Genomic DNA, 20,088 nt, shown 5'->3' with positions numbered 1-20,088 from the left:
AGGCCTGCTTCGAGTTACTCGCCGTCGTTGAGGTTGTCGACGGCCTCGGCGATCCGTCGGGTATCGGCGAACGTCCACCCCTCGGGTGACGTGACTGCGGCCCAGCCGTAGGGGATGAGGTCCTCGTAGTTGTGCCCGTGGCCGACGGGCGGCGACGTGCCCACCATGATGTCGGCCGCGACCTGAGCGAAGGTGACGATCGGATACCACCGCATGGAGGGTGCTCGGTCCGAACCCGGAGGTTCGGCGAGCCAATCGGGTCGCTCGAACAACAATCCCGGTCCCCACCACACCACCGGATCGGACGCGTGCTGCAGATACAGGACCCGAGGTTCGTCCCACGTTCCCTGCTGGTCCTCGAGCGTCTGCAGGTCGGAGGCGAACCGCACTGCGACGCCGTCTTCGTAGACGGGCAGGACTTCGGGGCTGCCGGGGTCCCGATAGTCGACGATGCTGCGCCACAGCTGGTTCGAGTTCGGAGGCCCGACGAACAGCGCGCCGTCGATCTTGCTGCGCATGTCGGTGAGGTCGTCGAAGGCGGCTTCGGCGGATTGCGAGCCGAGGCTTTCGCCGTAGACCACGAGCTTCGGGCGCTGGTCCTCCGGCAGTTGCGACCAGCGTTCGTGAACCCCGTTGATCAATGCATCGCCGGCGGCCTTGGCTGCGGAGCCGTCGACGAGAAAGGAGATCCAGCTCGGCAGGAACGAGTACTGGATCGCTGCGATTGCCGAGTTGCCGTTGTAGATCATCTCGATCGAGTCGGCGGCGAACGGGTTCACCCACCCGGTGCCGGTGGTGCCGGCGACCACGAGGATCTCGCGTTCCCACGCTTTCGTGCGGTCGAGTTCGTCGAGGATCAGCTGCACCTGCTCATCGGTGGTGCCGCCGGCTTCGAGCCCTGCGTATACCCGTATGGGTTCGAGTGCGGGAGCGCCGTTCAGTTCGGTCAGCTCCTCGGCGTCCATCCCACCGGCGACGAACGTGCGTCCCTGACGACCGAGGCTCTCCCACGACGACGGCGACGCCGGGCTGCCGGACCGCTCGGGAACCTGTGGCTGTTCCACGCCTGGGTCGGTGCTGTTGTTGTCGTCGGCGAAGACGACACGTGCCGCCGCAGAACTGCTCGCAAGCAAAACCTGGTCGACGAACACGACTACCGCGAGCACGAGAATCACCGGTGCGAGGATGCCTGCTGCGGCGACCGGAACACGAAGGCGGGTCGCGAGGAACTCCGCGAAGCGTCGTCCGACCCACCGCAAGCCCCGTGCAATGTAGAGGAGCACGGCAAAGATTGCGACGCTCACCAGACCGGTCCGCAGATACGCGAAGCCCGTCGTGGTCTCGATACCCATGAGCGCACGGACCTCGTTCTGCCATTCCGCCGCGGCGAGCAGACTTCCCGCGAGTGTTCCCACCGCGACGAGAGCGACCAGCACCTCGGCGATGAGCCGAGCAGTGTGGCCTCGCCGCCACGTGAGCCGCGGAGCGATCCATCGCCGCGCGGGGAAGGCGATGAGCACACCGATGCCATAGCCGACGATGCTCGTCACGCCACTGATCAGACCCTGGAAATACCACTCGCGGGGGATGAGTGAGGGGCTCAAGCTCCACGCGAAGAAGAGCAGGGCGACGACGAGGCCGACGAAGTCGAGGCCGAAGACGGAGAGGAGTCGGGTGGGGTTGTCTTTGCTCAGAGGTGTCCCGTCTTGATCAACGTCCGTGTTCACACGGGCGACCCTAACCCGCTCACCGTCCCACCGCGGGACGACCGTGGCTGGACGATGCCGGCATTACGGCTGGTAGCCAACAGTAAGAATCCGGACAAAGTTTGTTCGTAACTCTAACGGCGGGTCGGCCGATACGTCTGTGTGCCCGTCTCGGACGGACGTGTTTCTGCAACAAGGAGGCAAATGGTGTCGAACATGAACGTGCAGGTAGAACAGGCTGCTCTTGCGCCGTTCTACCTGGTGTTCGACGTGTCGTACTCGATGACGGACGAGATGCCGGCTCTCAACCAAGCACTTCGTGACCTGAAGAACGAAATGTTGAAGAGCCCCATCCTGGCCGACATCGCCCGTGTCTCCTTGATCAGCTTCAGCACCGACGCGCGTGTGGTCATTCCGATGATGGATCTCGCTCAGGACGGGCTGATCGGCAATGGTGCCGTGCTGCAGCCGGAGGGTGCGACGTCCTATGCGGCAGCTTTCCAGACTTTGAGGGACCAGATCCAGCGAGATCTTCCGTTGCTCAAGGCGGAGTCCGGTGGCGCCGTCTATCGGCCCATGGTGTTCTTCGTGACGGACGGTCACCCAACCGACGACGACCACGAATGGCGCCGGGCCTTTCGGGATCTGACGACGGCCACGCCGTTTCCGAACATCATTCCCTTCGGCTTCGGTGATGCGAACAGTGAGATCCTGAAGGAGATCACGTTCCCCAAGAAGCGAGGGGAAAGCTACTACTTCATCGCCCGTCAGGGATTGGGACGCGCCGAAGCCATGGCTGCGATCGCCAAGATCGTCGTTCAGTCCGTTGTGAGTTCGACCCAGTCTGCGGCAGACGGAATGCCGCGCGTGAACTTGGAGAAGGCCGGGACAGAGCATGTTCTCCAGCAGGCCCCCGCTTGGGACATGGTGTGAGCGACGTTCTGCGAGGAGACTCGGATGAGCACGGAACGACCGATCTCGAGCATCCTGAGCCGTACACGATCGGTGACCCGGGACGCGCATACACCGAGCTCGGAGGTGGGGTGCCGTTTCGCTCGGTGATGCCGCCGGACTCGATGTGTGACGCGTTCGATTGCTTCGATTGGTCACTCAGGGCGGCGTCGGTACGCGGACTCATGCATCGCAGTGACGGCTCGCCTCGTCAAGATGCGTATGCGGTGCGCTACTCGCCGGATACCGATCGCTTCGCTGTCGCCGTATGTGACGGTGTCGGTAGTGCTCCGCAGTCTCACATTGCCGCGGAAGCAGCCGCGAATTCCCTGGTCGATCGCGCAATGGAGGGTGCGATGGCGAGCGATAGCGAGTGGTGGACCGAGACGTTCCACGTTGCGTCCGACGCTGTCACGATCGCTGCCGCGAACCTCGGAGTGTCGGATGCGTCAGCAGCCGGGGTTCGTGAGGTCATGGCAACGACAGCGATCCTCGTCGTCGTGGACAAGGTGTCGGTTTCCGGCTCGTGGACGGTGCGCTACGCGGGTATCGGCGACAGCTCCTTATGGCTGACGGACGTGTCCACGGACGACGAGACGGCATGGACCCCCGTCCTCGCAGGCAAGGCCGCTGCAGAAGACGTTGCCACCAACCGAACGTCGGCTCTGCCGCTGCGCGACAGTACACCCGTGCGGCCGGGACAGTTCACTTTGCTCGAGGGACAGCTGCTTCTCGCATGCACAGATGGTGTCGGTGACGCGTTCGGAGCGGGAGACGGCGAAGTCGCCCGGGCACTCAAGCAGTCATGGATGAAGCCGCCCACCGCATTGAACTTCGCAGCTCAGGTGTCCTTCGGAAGGAGGAGACTTCTCGATGACCGAACCGGTGTCGCACTCTGGGCCCCCACAGGTTAGGAAGTCCAGGCTCGAGTCGCGGTTCCAGGATGCCTTCAGAGGCACCTTCTTCGACTCGGAGAAGGCATGCGTCGTCGTCGTGGCATGTATTCCGGTACTGGCGATGGGGGCGGTCGGAGGAATCCTCTGGCGTCCACTGGGCGTGATCGGATTGCTGTGGGGCGCCTATCTGTTCCGGTTCTTCCACCGTGAGGTCCGGTCGGCTGTCGCAGTGATGAAGCGCGACGTCGAACGTTTTCGTGGTGAACGTAGCGGCCATGTTCTGCTGGTTTGCATACTGGCGGTGGCGATGTCGATCCCGTTGACGCAGGTGTTCTTCGCGAACGACCTGAGGGCGATGGCGGCTCCGACCGTTGCAGCAGTGGAAGCGGACACGAATGAGTTGGCCACAGCCATCCCGAAGGCGATCTACGGGTCGGCTCCGAGTTCGCCTTCGTACGGTGCTTGCGAAACGATCCAACGCTTCACCACTACTTCTGTTGCGTGGCCGTGCTACTCGGCTGTCGGCTATCTGCGTCTGTGGCAGATGTCGTCGGCTATCGCCATGATGGCCTGCATATCGCTGTTGGTCGTCGGATTCCCCTCCGCACTGCTATGGCATGCCAGGTCTCGACGATGAGTCGAAGCGTGCAGTGTCCATCATCGACCTCTCGTACCTGATGGTTCGAGAAGCAATCTCGCTGTTCTGAACGGAAATCGCATGAGTCCTTTCTCCCTGTTCCTCGCACGACTTGCCGGCGCGCGAATCGATGTCCTGCGGCAGCTGCCGGGACAGATTCCCAAGCAGGTGGCGATGGGTGCAGTCCTGCTGACGACCGCGTTCTTCGCGGCAATCTCGGCTGCATACGCCCTCTATATCACCGGCGTTACAGCGGGATGGTTCTTCGCTCTCGTCGCGGGACTGGTGTGGGGCGTCGCGATCCTCAATCTCGACCGGATGCTCGTTCTGGGGTTGTCCCAGGAACGAAGCTTGAAGAAGCTGGTGATGTTGGCCGCGCCCCGAGTGGTGCTCGCTGTCATCATCGGCGTCGTCATTTCGACTCCGCTGATGCTCAAGGTGTTCGAGTCCGAAATCGAAGCTCAATTGAACCGCAACATCCTCGCGGCGCAGGAACAACTTCGATCCGACCTGAACAACTCGACTGCTTCTGCGGACCTCACGGCAGCAGAATCGGAGTTGGCAGAGCTGCGTGCCCTGATCAATGCCGGTCCCTCGGCAGACCCGGCGGCCAACCCGAAGATTCAATCCGTGCAGGTCGAGATCGACGCACTGAACGAAGAGGCGGTCGAGCAGAAGGCCGATTACGACAGGCTCCAGGGTTTGGCCATTGCTGAGGAAGAAGGAAGCGGTGGAACCGGAATAGCGGGCTGTGCCGACATGTGTCTGGAGAAGAAACGTCTTGCGAACGAAGCCAAAGCTCGCTGGGAGGAGACCCTCGGTGAGGTTCAGGCCAAGGAGGGCGACAAGGCACGACTGGCGACGGAACTCGAAGGCACTCTCCTTGAAGAGAGCGAGCGTCGCATCGCAGACGCCGAGGTCGAGCTTCCCATCGTCGAACAGACGGTAGCCCAGCTTCGTGAGCAGATCTCCTCGGCGCAGGACACCAGCTATCAGCTGGAACAAGCGAACCAGGGCATCATCGCTCGTCTCAAGGCACTGAACGACCTCTCGGCAGGAGACAGCACGGCAGCCGCGGCACGTTACGCAGTGGCTGCACTGTTCATGTGTCTCGAACTGCTCCCCGTGATCTTCAAGGTTCTCACCAATTTGGGCAAGCAGACCGCCTACGACGATGTACTCGCCAAGAAAGAAGAAATCGAAGTGGCGGCTGCGACAGCCGACATCGACGCCAAGCGTGAGCGGGACAAGCTCCGAACGGACGCTCAGATGCAGGCCGAGAAGGATCGCATCGACAAGCAGCAATCAGCGGTGCTGAAGATCAACGACGCGGTGGTTGCCCACCAGGTCGATGTGATCGATGCTGCGCTCGAGCGTTGGACCGACCACGCGAAGGTAACCGCGTCGGAGCGGCTGAACAGCTGGGCTGCGACGCTCGGTGGGACCGGAACCGTGGGAATGCCGCCGGCCGGTATGCCTCCGCGGCCGGCTGCTGCGTCGGTTTCCCTCGACAAGAGCGGCGCCGGGAACGGCGAGTACGGACGGCCTACACCGCGAGGTGGCGCTGCTACCAGGACATTGGCGGACCCGCTGCCCGATCCGAGCAGGATCTGAAAGGCGTAGCACGTGTCCGACCTGTCGTTCGACATCGATGTCGATCCATTGCTGCGTACCGACCTCGTCCTCCATCTACCGGGTGACGATTGGAACCCTGCCGTTGTCGTCCCGGCGCTGACCGCACTGTCCGACCGCATGCTGTCCCAACCGCATCTCGACGGCGTCTTCCGTCTCGTGGTCCTGAGGGGCGGAAGACTTGTGTTCGACAGTTCCCACCAGCCACTGGAGGTCGGCTCCGGTCCCGATGCAATCTTGCGAGGGACGATCCCGCACAGCGGTCGGAACGAACCGAGCGAGTCGCATGTCGGAATGACCTTGGTAGTTGCCTCTACTGGAAGGATTGAGAAGGAAAGGGTTGGACGGTCTCCGTGGCCGGTCCTCCTCTGGCTTGTCGGAGAGGACGCGAACGAGGTCTACTTCCGAGTTCACAAAGAGCTCGGACCCATGCGGACCGTTGCGGATCCCGTAGACGCATCCGACCGGCTCACCCTCGTCTGCAGTCGTTTCCTGGACGAGGTTGCGACGGCAGATCAGCCCGACGTCGCCCGATGGATCGACAACCGCGTCAGTCCGATTACAGAGGGAATGGGTTATGCGGCCGGTTGATTCCACTGAGCCAGACGGTACGAGCATCGGGAGGGGTGCTTCGTGCCGATCGACAGAGCAAGTCTGACGGTTCACCGGGAACTCGGTTCAGGTGGATTCGGCACGGTCTACGAGGTCGACACTCCGAATTCCCTCTTCTCGGACCGGACATGCGCATTCAAGGAGTTCAAGTCCCCGGGAAGCACTGAGATCCAGAACCTGCGTGTGCTCATCGCACACAGAGCTGCGATGTCTCAGGAGGATCGCGAGGTCCTCGACCGGTTCACGACGTGGCCACGCGAGGTCGTGACGAATGGCCGTGACGTCGTCGGCTTTCTGATGCGTATCGTTCCGCAGGACTTCATGGAAGCCTCGATCGCACAGGTCGAACGAACGACGTCGGTCATGCGAAGCATCGACTGGTTGGCGAACCCTGTACATGCCAGGAAGTCCGGAGCATCCCTCGTCGTCGAGGCCGGCGACGTCAAAACCCGGCTGCGTTATTGCGCATGGCTCTCCCGCGTCTTCCACCTTCTGCATCGGAACGGGATGGTCTACGGGGATCTCAGCCTGACGAACGTGTTGTACAGCGACGCGCGAGACAACCCCGTCATGCTGATCGACACGGATCCCGTCCGGGTGGCGTCGAAATCTCCGCCGCTGGCGCAGGCGACCTCTCCCGGAATGCGTCCGCCCGAGGCCAGGGGAGCGAACGCAACGCGCGAGCAGGACGTCGAGACGGATCGTTTCAAGCTTGCTGTGTTGCTGTACAACGTGCTCGGTGCATCGATGCGTATCGATCCGAAGTTGTCTGCGGTTCAGGGCAAGATCGACTCCACGGGCGTGCAGATGTTCACCGCCGCCCTGGGGGGCGATCGGGACCGACGACCTTCGGCCGAAGAGTGGTACCGGTACTTCTACGCTCGGTACACCGCGCTCATCGAGTTTCCGAAGATCGCCGACTTGCACGTGGAACCCGCCCACGGACTCGCCGGCCAGTCGGTCACCGTTCGATGGCAGGTCCAGGGGCAGGAAGCACTGGTACTGCATACGCCGTGGGGCACGGTTCACGATCTGGGAGTCAGCGCCCCTGATTCGCTCCAGGTAGCTCTTCAGAATTCTGGACAGTTCAGGCTCGTCGCAACGAATTCGAACGGTGCGACAGAGATGCTCAGTGACGTCGTGCACGTCTTCACGCCGCCCCGGATCAATTTTGTGAATGTTCCTGCGCTACAGGATGCCAGTCGTGTCGTAACGGGGATCGATATCGAGCCTCTGAGTCGACTGCTCGAACCCGAGCGTGATGTCGAGTGGGTCGACGACCTGCTACGCCAGGTGAGGCCCCCACAGCTTCCCGAGGTGGTGGGCGACGCGTCGCTCCAGGTCCTCGATCTCGGATCGATGATGCTCTCGGCGGACGGCTTGTCGGGTGCGCTGACGGACGCGCTGAACGTGGCGGATCGCGAAGGCGGTAGGGACCCGGTGCGTAGGTCCTCAACGTCGGACATCATTCGGTTCTTCTGGACACCGCGTTGAGTCCCGCTGTAGTCGGGATAGTTCGGCCACAGCGGGATCGGATGTGTCAGTGGCAATCCTGTCTCGGGAGTTGCTACTTGCTACCAGGTGTCCAGCGCATCTTCCACTTGTACGCTTTGTCGAGGTCCGATTGGCTCCCTCGTATGTAACGGACTTCGCGGTTGATATCGATCTGTCCGTTCTTGCTTTCCAGTAACGCGATCGCGCACATGGGTGCACGGTTGTCGCCGGAGTCCAGACGGACCTCGATATCGGATCCGGAGGTCCGGTAGAGCGTGACCACGCCATCCGCTGCAGCCCAGTTCGGTACGCCCTCATAGATGTACGCGAAGATCAGGATGCGTTCGAAGACCCACGGGTTGGACAGATCGATATACAGGTTCTCGCCACCAGCCACGGAGCCAGTTCGGTCGTCGCCGTCGAGCTCGATGAACGGATAGTCGTACCGCGATCCGAATGCTCCACCGAGAGCCTGGATGACGCCCTTGCTTCCATCCGCCATTTCGTACAGGCAACCGAGATCGAGGTCGATGCCATTGCTGCCGGCAAGGCGACTCAGGAAGCCTTTACCGGCGCCCCTGGTGGTCCAGTTCAGGTTCACGCGCATCAGACCCTGCTCCTCGCCGGCTTTCACGAGGCTCACCGAGGGGGTGTTCTTGTCGAGTGTGATGTTGGAGAGGGTGAGTGGAGGCGTTGCTGGCATTGTCACGGGTGGCTGGGACGGAGGAACACCGCGACGTTCGGTCGTCGGGGTTGGGTGACGGCACCGGGGGAGGAGTGGGGGTCGGCGCCGGCGGTGCCGCCTGGCTGATATCGACACCGTAGTTCGTTGCGAGGCCTGTGAGTCCAGTGCTCCATCCTTGCGAGACGTTACGTACCTTCCATGTACCGTTGCGGCGATAGACCTCCATCAGAATCGCTGCACGTTCAGTGCTCAATCCGCTGGCGGGTGACTGAACGGCCATGCCGGTCGGTTGTTCGAGGGTGACGCCGAGACCGGGGACCGTTGCCAGGCTCCCGCTCACGCTCTCGTCCAGGGCCACCGCGATCGACAGGGTGTGGATGTGCGGGGGGATGAGCGAGAGATCCAATGAGATTCGATCTGCGCCGATCAGTCGAACCGCGCCTTCGGGGGACTCGGGCTGGTTGAAAAAGATGAAGTCGTCGTCGTTTCGTACGCACTGGTTTTCCGTCAACTGGAAGGCCATCAGGTCGACTGTGCCCTGGCGTGCGCCGGACACCGACAAGGTTGCGGTGCCGTCGTGGATAACTGTGTTCGCTCCGGGAGGAAGTACAGGCATGGCGTGTCCGGCCCTGCGGCCGACCCCTTTCGGCGGAGATGCGTGTGGGCAGCCGGACTTGCCGGCTGCCCACACATGGAACTGATCAGGCGTTGACGGTGACCGTCTCGGGCTGCGGATCTTCGTCCGAGTCCGTGGTCGCCTCGTCGTCGGGGTTGTTCTTGTTCCGGATGATGCTGGTCGCCAGGGCCGCGAGGATCAGGAACACGCCGGTCAGGCCGGTGACGATCTCACTGACGTGGTGACCGATCGAGTACAGCAGGATCAATGCCAGCGCACCGATCGCCCAGTGAGCTCCATGCTCGAGGTAGACATACTCGGCGAGCGTGCCCTTGCGGACGAGGTAGACGGTGATCGAGCGGACGAACATCGCGCCGATGAAGCCCAGGCCGAGAGCGATGATGATCGGGTCGGAGGTGACAGCGAATGCGCCGATCACGCCGTCGAAGGAGAACGACGCATCCAGCACCTCGAGGTAGAGGAACAGGAAGAAGCCGGCCTTACCGGTTGCCTTCGCGAGGTCACTGGGACCACCGGACGATTCCTCGCCCTTCTCGTCGACGTTGAACAGTTCGCCGAGGCCGTTGACCAGAATATAGGTGATCATGCCGAGCGTGCCGGCGATCATCACCGTGGATGACTTGCCTTCGGGGGCGAGCAGCAGTGCGGTGAGAACGAGGAGCCCGGATGCCACAACCACCGAGAGCTGGTCGAGCTTACCGATCCGTTCCAGTGGGCGTTCGATCCAGGACAACCAGGTGATGTCCTTCTCCTCGAAGATGAAGCCCAGGAACAGCATCAGCAGGAACATGCCACCGAACGACGCGATCTGTGGGTGAGCATCGGTGATCAGCGTTTCGTAGCTTGCGCGACCGTCGGGGAAGTAGGCCGCACCGTCGGCAGGCGGGTTGAGCGCCAGGTCCAGGGCTGCAACGGGGCCGAGTCCCGAGGCAACCCAGACGATGAGCAGCGGGAACACGAGTCGCATGCCGAAGACAGCAATGAGAATGCCGATGGTGAGGAAGATCTTCTGCCAGAACTCACTCATTCTTCGCAGCACCGTTGCGTTGATGACCGCGTTGTCGAAGGAGAGTGAGACTTCGAGTACGCCGAGAATGGCGGCCAGCAGCAGGGCTTGAGGACCGCCGTAGAGGAAAGCGACGACCAGGGCTACAACGGTGACGGCGAAAGATGCGCCGAAGATGCGCATAACCACGGACGTGGCCTTTCTCTATGGGTGCGGACGGGTCGGGACGCTCTTTCTTCGAGCTTCCCGACCGTTCCCGCGGACGGAACTGACGAAATCAGGCGACGTTGACGCCGTAGTCGAGGGCGATCCCGCGCAGGCCGGATGCGTAACCCTGGCCGACGGCGCGGAACTTCCACTCCGCGTTGTGGCGGTAGACCTCACCGAAAATCATCGCAGTCTCGGTGGAGGCATCTTCCGTCAAGTCGTAGCGAGCCAACTCGACCCCCGTGACGCGGTCGATGATTCGGATGTAGGCGTTGCGAACATGGCCGAAGGACTGCCCGCGAACGTCCGCGTCGTAGATCGATACGGCGAAGAAGATGTTGGTCACCGTGAGCGGGAGTGCCGCGAGATCGACGTGGATGGATTCGTCGTCGCCGTCTCCGTCACCGGTCAGATTGTCGCCGGTGTGCTCGACCAGGCCGTCCGGCGAGGAGAGATTGCCGTAGAAGACGAAGTGCTTGTCCGAAAGGACTTTGTAGCTGGGCCCGGTGATCAGCGCCGACGCATCGAGGTCGTAGGGCGCACCGGTGGTGGTGCGCTCGTCCCAACCCAGACCGACCGTGATGGTCGTGAGGTTGTCGGTCGCCTTGGAGAGGGAGACATTGCCGCCCTTGGCAAGAGAGACGCTCATGTGGATCCTTTCGAAATTCTGCGCGGAAGTAGGCGTGGTCTGTACGCCAGTCCGGATTGTGTTACAAACGCGGACCGGTCAGGGGGCTGCCGGTGAAGTTGAATGAATCGGAGGGTTGAATGCCTTCGATTCGAGTGGCAAGCACGTCGAGAGAAACTCTCTGGCTCGCGTGGGTACTGTCGTCCACCTTGTGCGGCTGAACTCCTTCTGCGGGGGCAACTTCTGGGCTTGCGACGCAAACGGCATCACGATGCCGTGCCACCTACTCCAGCCCCCGACAGACTGTTGGGCGACAACATAGCAGGTTCAACTAAATGTCCGGAAGTGCCGATCGCTCCGATTCGAACGGATCGTTTTCTGTTACCGGAGGTATGGGTGCGGTCTGCTCCGCGCTGGGCGAGCGAATGTAACAATCTCGGTGCCGAGGGCGGATGTATTCGGTGATGGAGTCGGAACGATCGGGGGGCGCATGCGCAGAAGTGCCGGAAGGGCTGATCGACGGTTGTTGTCGTAGCCATTGTCTATGTTCGTCGGCGTTCCCTCCGTACTCGTACGGAGTAACTTCATCGCGCAGTGGGGTGGTTGTGGATACGAGGGAGAGCGATCCTGAGCTGAAGGATCGTGTCCAACGTTTGCTCGCCTTCGTGTCGGAGCTCGTCAAGGCGCGAAGCGCCCCGGTTCGAGTCGTCGACAAGCACCGCGCTGTGATGGCGCTGGACGAAGGCAACCTCGATGTAGCTCTCAGTGGCGATGCGTCCGCCGGCGACGTCGTGCTCCGGGCGCGCCGTGTGCACTTGGAAGACCCACCTAGACCACCTGCTGCAGTCGTTCCCTGGATCCACGGATCGATCGCGGATTCGACCACCGAACCCACACTCGAACCCAGTGCTCCCGACACGAACAAGTTCGAGCCCTGGTTGACGAAGTGGCGTGCCTGGGCGGAAGTCGATCGTGAGCGGCGACCAGCGTGGCACCTCTACGCGTTTCTCCAGCGTGCGATGCTCGACCTCGAGGCGCAGCCGGAGTCCCTGGAACTCGTGATTGCGTCGGGGCTGCTCCAACTCTCGGCGGATGTAGCGGGTGAACAGGTGCGAACACACCTCATCACGCAGTCGACGCTGGTGGAACGGGACTCGGCCTCGGGCGACCTCCTGGTGCGGCTGGACCCCGACTCCGCTCCTGCACTCGAAGACACTCAGTTGCTGACCGGGCTCGAGATCTTCGATTCGTCGGGTACTCGGAGCCTGCACGAATCGCTGGCTGCGCGGGTAAGTTCCCCTGTGGATCCTGCCACACGGATCTTCCTCAAGGATTGGTCCGATCGTGCCCTGGCCACCCGCGTCGAGATCGTCGACCGACCCGGCGAAGCAGCCTCGCAAGATCGTCTGCTCACACCGTCGCCTTCGCTGGTTCTGCGCAAGCGGGGTGCTTATGCCCTGATCGAGTACTACGACCGCATGACGGCAGCGGCGGCCGACGAGGCAACGGCAGTTCCCCTCGGTCTGGCACAGCTGGTCGAGGCGATCGAACCTGCCGATCGGGTCGCGTGGCTCGACAGGGCCGGCACGTCGTCCTCACTGCTCGCCGACGACCCGCTGTTCCCGCTTCCTGCCAACCAGGAGCAACGCGACATCATCGATCGGCTCGCAGGCGACAGCGGTGTCGTCGTCGAGGGCCCACCCGGAACCGGCAAAACTCATACGATCGCCAATCTGGTCTCAGCGCTGTTGGCTCGTGGCCAGCGCGTCCTGGTCACCAGCGAGAAGGCGCAGGCACTGCGGGTTCTTCGCGAAAAGCTGCCTGCGGAACTGCAGGAGCTCTGTGTTTCGGTCACGGACGCCGGCCGCGGTGGTTCGGCCGAGTTGAACCGCAGCGTCAGCGAGATCGCGATCCGCAAGGCACAGTTCGACCCACGCCGAACAGCGGCGCGTATCGACGAGGTGGCGCAACGACGCGACACGGCACTGAGTCGTCGGGCGATGCTGACGGAACGCATCCGTCAGGCTCGTGCGTCCGAGACGCTCGCTCACGCTGATGTCGCACCGGGGTATGCGGGAACGCCGGCGGAGATCGTCCGTAAGGTCACTGCACAGAGCGCCAACCACGACTGGCTGCGTGGCTCCCTCGCGACGGATACTCCACCACTTTCTCCGGAGGAGTTCCAGACACTGCTCGCATTGTACGAACGGTCTCGGCCCGGCCGAGCGGAGCGCCGACGGCAGCACTTCCCCGACCTGGAGTTGCCGAGCCTTTCCGATCTCGAACTCGCCTGCGAAGCTGTTCGCAACGGTCCGGGTTCGGGAGGTGTCCCCACTTCGGGACTGCTCCGGATGCTGGAGGGCGCTGCTCCCGACGTTCTCGAACGGATCCGCGAGCAGTGCGACCATCTTCAGCGCGCACTGATCGATATCGATGGTCTCGAACCCGCATTCCGGAACCTCGCCGACGCAGTACTGTCCGGCCGGATCGACTATCTGTGGGACAAGACTGCGCATATTCGCGAACTGGTGACCGTCGCCTACAACACCGACGTCTTCCTCGGTACGACTACTGTCGTCGACAGTCCGGTGGTCGGACGAAATGCGTTGCATGCCTATGACGCGCTCGCCAGGGCGCTCGAGGGCGGCGAGACGTGGCGAAGCGGACTCGCCCGTTTCCGCAGGAGCGACGAGCAGACCGCGGTAGAGGCGCTGGGCAGGCTCGCCACCGTCGACGGCGTCGAAGCCACCACTGCGCCACTCGCTCGCGCGGTGGCCGAGCATCTTCGTGCGCTCGATGCCATCCAGTCCGTCGCTCTCATCCTTCGGGACCTCGGCGTAGAGATCGACACCTCGGGATCCCGCAGTCAGATGATCGGTGCGGCAGCGCGGGCCGCCCGATCGCGCGATCTGGTGGAGGCTCTCGCAGCCCGCACGCGAGAAGTAGAGCTTGCGCTGCAGCCGGCGAGCCCGGGGGCGCCGCGTATCGCGAGCCTGGATCAGGCACGGTCCGTTGCGACGGCTGCGCAAGCGATCGCTGCGGCGGGCTATGCGGAGGCAAATCGCTCCTGGCTCACGGACGTCGCGACTCGCGTCCGAGCCAGGATGACGCACGGGATTCCCCCGGAAGGACACGTGCTCGTCCGCGCCATCGACTCCGCCGAGTTCGGCAGGATCCGCACGGCGATCGATTCCTGGCACGCTGCGGTCCGCGAGTACCAGCAAGAACTTCACCTCGAGTCGCTGCAGACCCGGTTGAGCGACGCCGCACCCGCATTGGCGCAGGCCGTTGCCGAGAATCCCTCGTCCGCGGAGTGGTCGGTTCGCCTGAACTACATCGAGCAGGCATGGGCGTGGCGTCGGGCATACGACTGGGTGCAGCAGCACTCCCACGCCGTCGACGATCAGCACCTCCAGCACGAACTCGACGCCACCGAGAAAGACATCGCGCAGCTCACCGCACAGTTGGCCGCGGAACGCGCATGGAGTGCATGCCTCGAGCGAACGACGGCGGCCCAGGTCCAAGCGCTGCAGACCTACCGCGATCACGTGGCCAGCATCGGAAAGGGAACCGGCAAGTACGCCGAACGCTTCCGTGCAGGTGCGCGAGAGGCGATGCAGGTGGCGCAGCAGGCGGTCCCGGCATGGGTCATGCCTCTGCAGCAGGTACTGGCATCCATTCCCGCTGAACAGAACTCGTTCGACGTCGTCATCGTCGACGAGGCGAGCCAGGCCGACATCAGTAGCCTGTTCCTGCTGTGGCTTGCTCCTCGGGTGATCGTGGTGGGTGACGACAAGCAGTGTGCGCCCAGTGATGTCTCGTCGGGTGCGCTCGAAGGAGTCTTCACCCGACTCGACTCGTACCTGCCCGACATCCCGAAGTACCTGCGCGACAGCTTCACCCCTCGATCCAGCGTCTTCTCGTTGCTCCGCTCGAGATTCGGCAGCGTCATCCGGCTGCGCGAGCACTTCCGGTGCATGCCCGAGATCATCAACTGGTCCAGTGGACAGTTCTATGCCGATGCGCCACTGGTGCCGGTGCGTCAATTCGGTGCCGATCGTCTGCCACCGCTGCGCACCACCTATGTCGAGGGTGGCGTGGTCACCGGCAGGAACGCGACGCTCTCCAACCGGGTCGAAGCTCGCGCCATCGCCGACACGATCAAGCAATGTATGTCGAACGAGGCATACAACGGCAAGGCCTTCGGCGTCGTCGTTCTTCAGGGACAAGCGCAGGTCGACGTCATCACGAACGAGCTACTCGATCGATTGACCCCCGAGCAGTGGGAGGAGCGACGACTGCGTGTGGGAACGCCGCCCGACTTCCAGGGCGACGAACGGCACGTGGTGTTCCTGTCGATGGTCGTCGCGCCGGAACAGAACATCATGGCGATGACCAAGACCGAGTATCAACGACGGTTCAATGTTGCCGCGTCCCGCGCACAGGACCAGATGTGGCTGTTCCATTCCCGCACCGTTGAGTCTCTTCGCTCGACCGACCTGCGGCATTCGCTGCTCACCTACATGCAGTCGACGTCGCCCGCGCCGGCAGAGCCGATGCCCGAGGGCGTGACCCGCGACGATCGACACCACGCATTCGACAGCCTCTTCGAGCAGCGCGTGTTCCTCGACATCGTGGCTCGCGGTTACCACGTGAATCCGCAGGTGGAGGCGAACGGCCGACGGATCGATCTCGTGGTCACCGGTGCAGCAGGCAAGCTCGCGGTCGAGTGCGACGGTGACCATTGGCACACGAGTCCCGAACAGCAGCGAGCCGACCTCGAACGCGAACGAGAGCTGCAACGCTGCGGATGGCAGTTCTGGCGTATCCGTGAGTCCGAGTACTACCTCGACCCCGTGGGGTCGATGCGAGGTCTCTGGGAGGAACTCGACAGGCGTGGCATCAGGCCGCACGTCGTCGGAGTGAACGACGTCGTCACTGCCGTGCAGGAGACCTGGACTCCGGTAGAGCTCGTGGAGGACGACTCGCCGGTCGAGGACGTCGTGGACGTGGCGGAGCAGCCGGTCATCCAACCGGAGCCTACGGTCGTCGAGCCCACTCTTGTTCCGGATATCGAACGCGTAGAGGAACCCGTAGTCCCGCCCGTCTCCGCGGAAGAGGTCGAACGTCCGCCGGTGGAGGACGCCACGACGCCGACACTCGTGCCACCCTCCGAGACACCGGTACCGGACGACGAACCGGGCGTCGAGAGCGGACCGGCGCGCACCCTTCGAGACGCAATCCTCGAAGAACTGGAGCGCGAACCCCTCCCCGTACGCACACTCGCTCAGCGTCTCGACGAGGACTGGCGGAACGTCCAGACAGAGGTAGATCGCCTTCAGCACGACGGCCGCGTCGAGGAAGTCAACGAGTTCGGGAAGCTGACCCACTATCACCTGATCGGCGATGTCTCCCGGGTGGAAGACCTCGAGCTGTCGCTCGGCGTCGAGAACGTGACACCGTCCGATGCAGGGCCGGCGCTTGCGGAACCTTCTGCCACACCGACATTCGTGGGCGGCTGGGAAGTAATGCCCGCGACGGCTACCGAGATGCTTCCTTCGAGCCTCGGCTCGCGCATTATGGAACGCCTCACCGCCGGTCCGGTTTCGCTGGCAGACCTCGAATACCGGTTGAACGAACCGAGAGACCGGATCGAAGCGCTCATGGGTGAGCTCATCGCCCAGGGCCGCGCGAAGTGGATGCCCGAACGCGGCCCGCGCGTATACGGATTGGCAGACGAGGTGTCGCCTCTCCTCGACGCCGCGCCTCCGGTGCACCCCGCGGCACAGGATGCGGTTACCGTTGCGGATCTACCGCCGGCACACCTCGATTCCGTCGCCGATGTGTTGGTTACGGCCGCCGGATTCGCCGATCTGTCGCTGGAACGGGCACGGAAGCTGACCCGACTCGACGATGAGCGCCTTCTCGTGGTTCTCGAAAATCTGGAAGCAGAGGGTCGGTTGTTCAAGAACTCCGACGGTGCAGGAGTCACGTGGACCAAGGCGGGCCGATGACGACGATTACCCTCGCCGGGCCACCTCTTCGTGCCTGGCAACGCGAAGCGTTCGATGCCTGGGTGGCAGCCGACCGAAGTGCGGTGGTGGAAGCCGTCACGGGCACCGGAAAGACAACGCTCGGAATCGCGGCCGCTGCCGACGCCGTCATCCGCGGACTGGACGTCTTGATCGTCGTGCCCGGGATCGAACTGTTGGACCAATGGCATCGATCCATTCGGCGCGTTCTTCCCGATGTTCCCGTCGGTCGACGTGGCGGTGGGTACACGGACAGTTTCAACGGCAAGCGAATTCTCGTCAGCACGGTGCAGTCGGCGATCAGTAGATCGGCGCCGCGTCCGGTCGGGCCGACGCTGCTGGTCGCGGACGAAGTGCACCGATACGGCGCGCTGACGTTTTCGCGACTTCTCACCGACGACTTCACGGAGCGGATCGGTCTCACGGCCACCTTCGAGCGGTCCGACGACGGTGTCGAACGGCACTTGCTGCCCTACTTCCGGGCGGTCATCAACGGCTGCGATTACGAAAGAGGCCACGCGGACGGCATTCTTGCCCCCGTGCGGGTCATGCTCGTCGCTGTACCGTTCGACGAGTTCGAGGCGGCCGAATACCAGGAATACGACGAGCTGGCACGCAAGCTCCGAGGTGATCTCATCGAGAAGTTCGGGTGCGCGGGGGAGCCCTTCGGTGAGTTCATGCGCGACGTCCAGCTGCTCAGCGGAGGGGAGAGCGCCGAGGGTTCGACATGGGCCGCCCGGAAGTATCTCTATGCGTTCTCGAAGCGTCGATCGCTGCTCGCCGGGTGCCGCGGAAAGCTCGAGGCCCTGAGGGTGCTCGGCACTGTGCTCAAGGAGACCGGACAGGCACTCACCTTCTCGGAGACGAAGGACTCGTCGCGTGCCGCCGCCGAGGTGCTTCTCGAAGAGGGCGTGCTCGCTGCTCCGTTCACGAGCGACCTGAAACGTGCGGACCGAGCGCGACTTCTCACCGAGTTCAAGAACGGCACGGTGACCACACTCGTTGCCCCGAAGGTTCTCGACGAAGGCGTCGATGTGCCCGAGGCGGACGTCGGAATCATTCTGGCGAGCAGCAAGAGTCGCCGACAGATGATTCAGCGTATGGGGCGGGTCATCCGTCCCAAGTCCGATGGCCGACCGGCTTCGTTCCTGGTGATGTTCGCGGAGAACAGCTCCGAGGATCCCCGCAACGGGGCTCACGGCACATTCCTCGAGCAGCTGACAGGCATTGCTTCCGAGGTCGTGACCGTCGGTCTTGACGAAGCGCCCGTGTTACTTCGGGAATGGATGCAGACCGCACCGCAGAGTGCGGACGACCTGTTGCAGTCGGTCGAACCTCAGAGCCCGCCGGCGCCGAGTGGCGACTCGTCTGCAACCGAAGAGGTCGTCGCCATTGCACAGCGACTGATCGAAGACGACGCGCCGGAAGAAGACTTCGTCTCGGGCAGCGAACACGCCGAGATCGGTCGCGTTCTGTTAGCTGTGGGTGAGCGGGGGAGCGTCGACGATTTCGACACCGTGTTGGCATGCTTGTCGATCCTCGAACCCCGGCAGGTTTCGGTGCTCGTCATGCGGTACGGCCTCGGTGGTGAACCGCCGAAGAGGCAGGCGGAGATCGGTGCACGACTGGGTGTTTCGTCGAGCCAGATCAGTCGTGTCGAGAGAACAGCCATCGAGTATCTGGGAGACACCATCGCAGGTGAGCTGCTGTCGGACGTGATGGTGCGGATGGAGCCCGTGTAATGGCGCAGTGGTTCGAAGGGTTCGACGGCCAGGTCGTCCTCGAGGACGATTACGTCTGGATCATGCGTGAGGGAATTCCAGGCGCTCTGCTCGTAGATGCGTCAGCGCAACCACTGCGCGCGATGCGTACGGCCGTGACCGGCACCGAGTTCAGGTCTGCGACCGATTCCAACTTTGGCTCGTTGAGAATCTGCATCTCGGCAACGACAGCGGGAGATTCTGCCATACGACACGATGTTGTTCGATTCTCGGTGGGGAGTAACGACCGGTTCTCGACACTCAACCTGCTGCTGGGCGGAAATCCGGAGGTAGTCACTGAGCCGTTGAGTATCGGCGATCAGCTTCGTGCCGCGCTCGACGGGTTCGACGGCATCGCCAGCCAAGCAGAATTGACCGAAGCGCTCGGTGAAACTCCCGACGTCCTGCAAGTCCATGAAGATGTCGTCTGGAGCTCGGTCGGTTCGCTGTGGGTGGCTGCCGGCGGCGCCGGTGACGTGCATCCGGACGTGCGGCTGGAACAGATCCGGGCTCTGCACGAATTGACCCGTCGTCTGCCGGCGAACTCGAGAATCAAGGCATTGCAGAACGCGGTGAAAGGAACGCCGCTACAACATCTGGGCGCCCAGCGTCTCGGCACATTATGGGAAGCAGTGATGTCGGAGGCGCTGCCCGACCCGGTAGCTGTCGTCGAGTCCTCGCGCGCCCGGTCGACACTCGAGCGGGCAGCGCCAGTGTCTCCACGCGGTGCGTCGGAGCGTGTTTCCCGTCCACGAATCAGAGTGTGGAACAAGTGGAGCAGCACCGAGGAGCTCAATCGTGCATCTCAGCAGAGCAGACCGCGTTCATCGAGCCCGGTCGCGTCAGCGGACGCTTCGGTGGACCTGCCCGGCATCGGCGAAGCAGAGTCGGTCGAAGTTCGACCTGCGCGTCGCATCAGTGCGCTCAGTGGTAAGAGGATTCGCGTCTACCTCGACTGTGATGGTCACCGAGTGAAGGCGTTGTTCGATCCCGGGACCGAGAAGATGGATGTGACGGTAGCGCCAGTGCGTGCATTGCTGGGCGCGACGTATCCGGATCCTGACGCCGCTGCCAGCGCCGTAGTGAAGGCATTCCGGCTCGGTGATGAGGGTCCGTTCGACGGCTGGGACCTGTGGAAAGTGGACGACACTTCCATGCGATCGCTGCGGGAGTCCACGAGCAAGTCGTTCTAGTTGCTAATGGTT

Annotated in this window: 14 protein-coding genes; 9 read left to right on the top strand and 5 right to left on the bottom strand. The window is 63.0% G+C overall.

Annotated features, from left to right (window positions below):
• Positions 1-14 precede the first annotated feature (14 nt).
• Positions 15-1,727, bottom strand: coding sequence for an alpha/beta-hydrolase family protein (locus EQ874_RS21220; RefSeq protein WP_129978070.1), 1,713 nt, complete (start codon positions 1,725-1,727; stop codon positions 15-17).
• A gap of 183 nt (positions 1,728-1,910) precedes the next feature.
• On the opposite strand from EQ874_RS21220, the gene EQ874_RS21215 reads away from it, so the two are divergent.
• From EQ874_RS21215 to EQ874_RS21190, 6 genes are all read left to right on the top strand, one after another.
• On the top strand, positions 1,911-2,639 hold the full coding sequence (locus EQ874_RS21215; protein WP_129978069.1) for a VWA domain-containing protein: 729 nt from the start codon (positions 1,911-1,913) through the stop codon (positions 2,637-2,639).
• A 128-nt stretch (positions 2,640-2,767) separates the two neighbouring features.
• Positions 2,768-3,571 (top strand): protein phosphatase 2C domain-containing protein, encoded by an 804-nt coding sequence (locus EQ874_RS21210; RefSeq protein WP_347400880.1) that lies wholly within the window; start codon positions 2,768-2,770, stop codon positions 3,569-3,571.
• Positions 3,531-4,190: a hypothetical protein gene (locus EQ874_RS21205; protein WP_129978067.1), complete on the top strand. Its 660-nt coding sequence runs from the start codon at positions 3,531-3,533 to the stop codon at positions 4,188-4,190. The genes EQ874_RS21210 and EQ874_RS21205 overlap by 41 nt, the downstream gene beginning before the upstream one ends.
• Positions 4,191-4,271: 81 nt before the next feature.
• Positions 4,272-5,804, top strand: coding sequence for a DUF4407 domain-containing protein (locus EQ874_RS21200; RefSeq protein WP_129978066.1), 1,533 nt, complete (start codon positions 4,272-4,274; stop codon positions 5,802-5,804).
• Positions 5,805-5,816: 12 nt separating this feature from the next.
• The gene (locus EQ874_RS21195; protein WP_129978065.1) at positions 5,817-6,413 is read left to right on the top strand and encodes a hypothetical protein; all 597 of its coding nucleotides are present in this window, start codon (positions 5,817-5,819) and stop codon (positions 6,411-6,413) included.
• 42 nt (positions 6,414-6,455) lie between these two features.
• Positions 6,456-7,928, top strand: a complete 1,473-nt coding sequence (locus EQ874_RS21190) for a hypothetical protein (protein ID WP_129978064.1) — start codon at positions 6,456-6,458, stop codon at positions 7,926-7,928.
• A 73-nt stretch (positions 7,929-8,001) separates the two neighbouring features.
• On the opposite strand, the gene EQ874_RS23000 is transcribed toward EQ874_RS21190, so the two are convergent.
• The 4 genes from EQ874_RS23000 to EQ874_RS21175 all read right to left on the bottom strand — a co-directional run bounded on the left by EQ874_RS23000 (position 8,002) and on the right by EQ874_RS21175 (position 11,112).
• On the bottom strand, positions 8,002-8,598 hold the full coding sequence (locus EQ874_RS23000; RefSeq protein WP_165369308.1) for a Tellurium resistance: 597 nt from the start codon (positions 8,596-8,598) through the stop codon (positions 8,002-8,004).
• On the bottom strand, positions 8,495-9,136 hold the full coding sequence (locus EQ874_RS22995) for a TerD family protein (RefSeq protein ID WP_242496872.1): 642 nt from the start codon (positions 9,134-9,136) through the stop codon (positions 8,495-8,497). The genes EQ874_RS23000 and EQ874_RS22995 overlap by 104 nt, the downstream gene beginning before the upstream one ends.
• A gap of 178 nt (positions 9,137-9,314) precedes the next feature.
• The gene (locus EQ874_RS21180; RefSeq protein WP_129978063.1) at positions 9,315-10,445 is read right to left on the bottom strand and encodes a DUF475 domain-containing protein; all 1,131 of its coding nucleotides are present in this window, start codon (positions 10,443-10,445) and stop codon (positions 9,315-9,317) included.
• 88 nt (positions 10,446-10,533) lie between these two features.
• A complete protein-coding gene (locus EQ874_RS21175; RefSeq protein ID WP_129978062.1) occupies positions 10,534-11,112 on the bottom strand; it encodes a TerD family protein in 579 nt (192 codons plus the stop codon).
• A 632-nt stretch (positions 11,113-11,744) separates the two neighbouring features.
• Between EQ874_RS21175 and EQ874_RS21170 the strand changes: the two genes are divergently transcribed.
• The 3 genes from EQ874_RS21170 to EQ874_RS21160 are packed head-to-tail and all read left to right on the top strand — an operon-like array spanning position 11,745 to position 20,076.
• Positions 11,745-17,105 carry an AAA domain-containing protein gene (locus EQ874_RS21170; protein WP_129978061.1) on the top strand — a complete coding sequence of 1,787 codons (5,361 nt, stop codon included), beginning with the start codon at positions 11,745-11,747 and terminating at the stop codon, positions 17,103-17,105.
• Positions 17,102-18,865, top strand: coding sequence for a helicase-related protein (locus EQ874_RS21165; RefSeq protein WP_129978060.1), 1,764 nt, complete (start codon positions 17,102-17,104; stop codon positions 18,863-18,865). The genes EQ874_RS21170 and EQ874_RS21165 overlap by 4 nt, the downstream gene beginning before the upstream one ends.
• Complete coding sequence (locus EQ874_RS21160; RefSeq protein ID WP_129978059.1) at positions 18,865-20,076, top strand: hypothetical protein; 1,212 nt, start codon at positions 18,865-18,867, stop codon at positions 20,074-20,076. The genes EQ874_RS21165 and EQ874_RS21160 overlap by 1 nt, the downstream gene beginning before the upstream one ends.
• The last annotated feature ends 12 nt before the right edge of the window (positions 20,077-20,088 follow it).

This window comes from Rhodococcus sp. Q1, assembly GCF_004153645.1.
GTDB lineage: Bacteria > Actinomycetota > Actinomycetes > Mycobacteriales > Mycobacteriaceae > Rhodococcus > Rhodococcus gordoniae.
The sequence above is the reverse complement of the archived record's forward strand: the minus strand, read 5'-3'. Positions and strand labels throughout refer to the sequence as shown.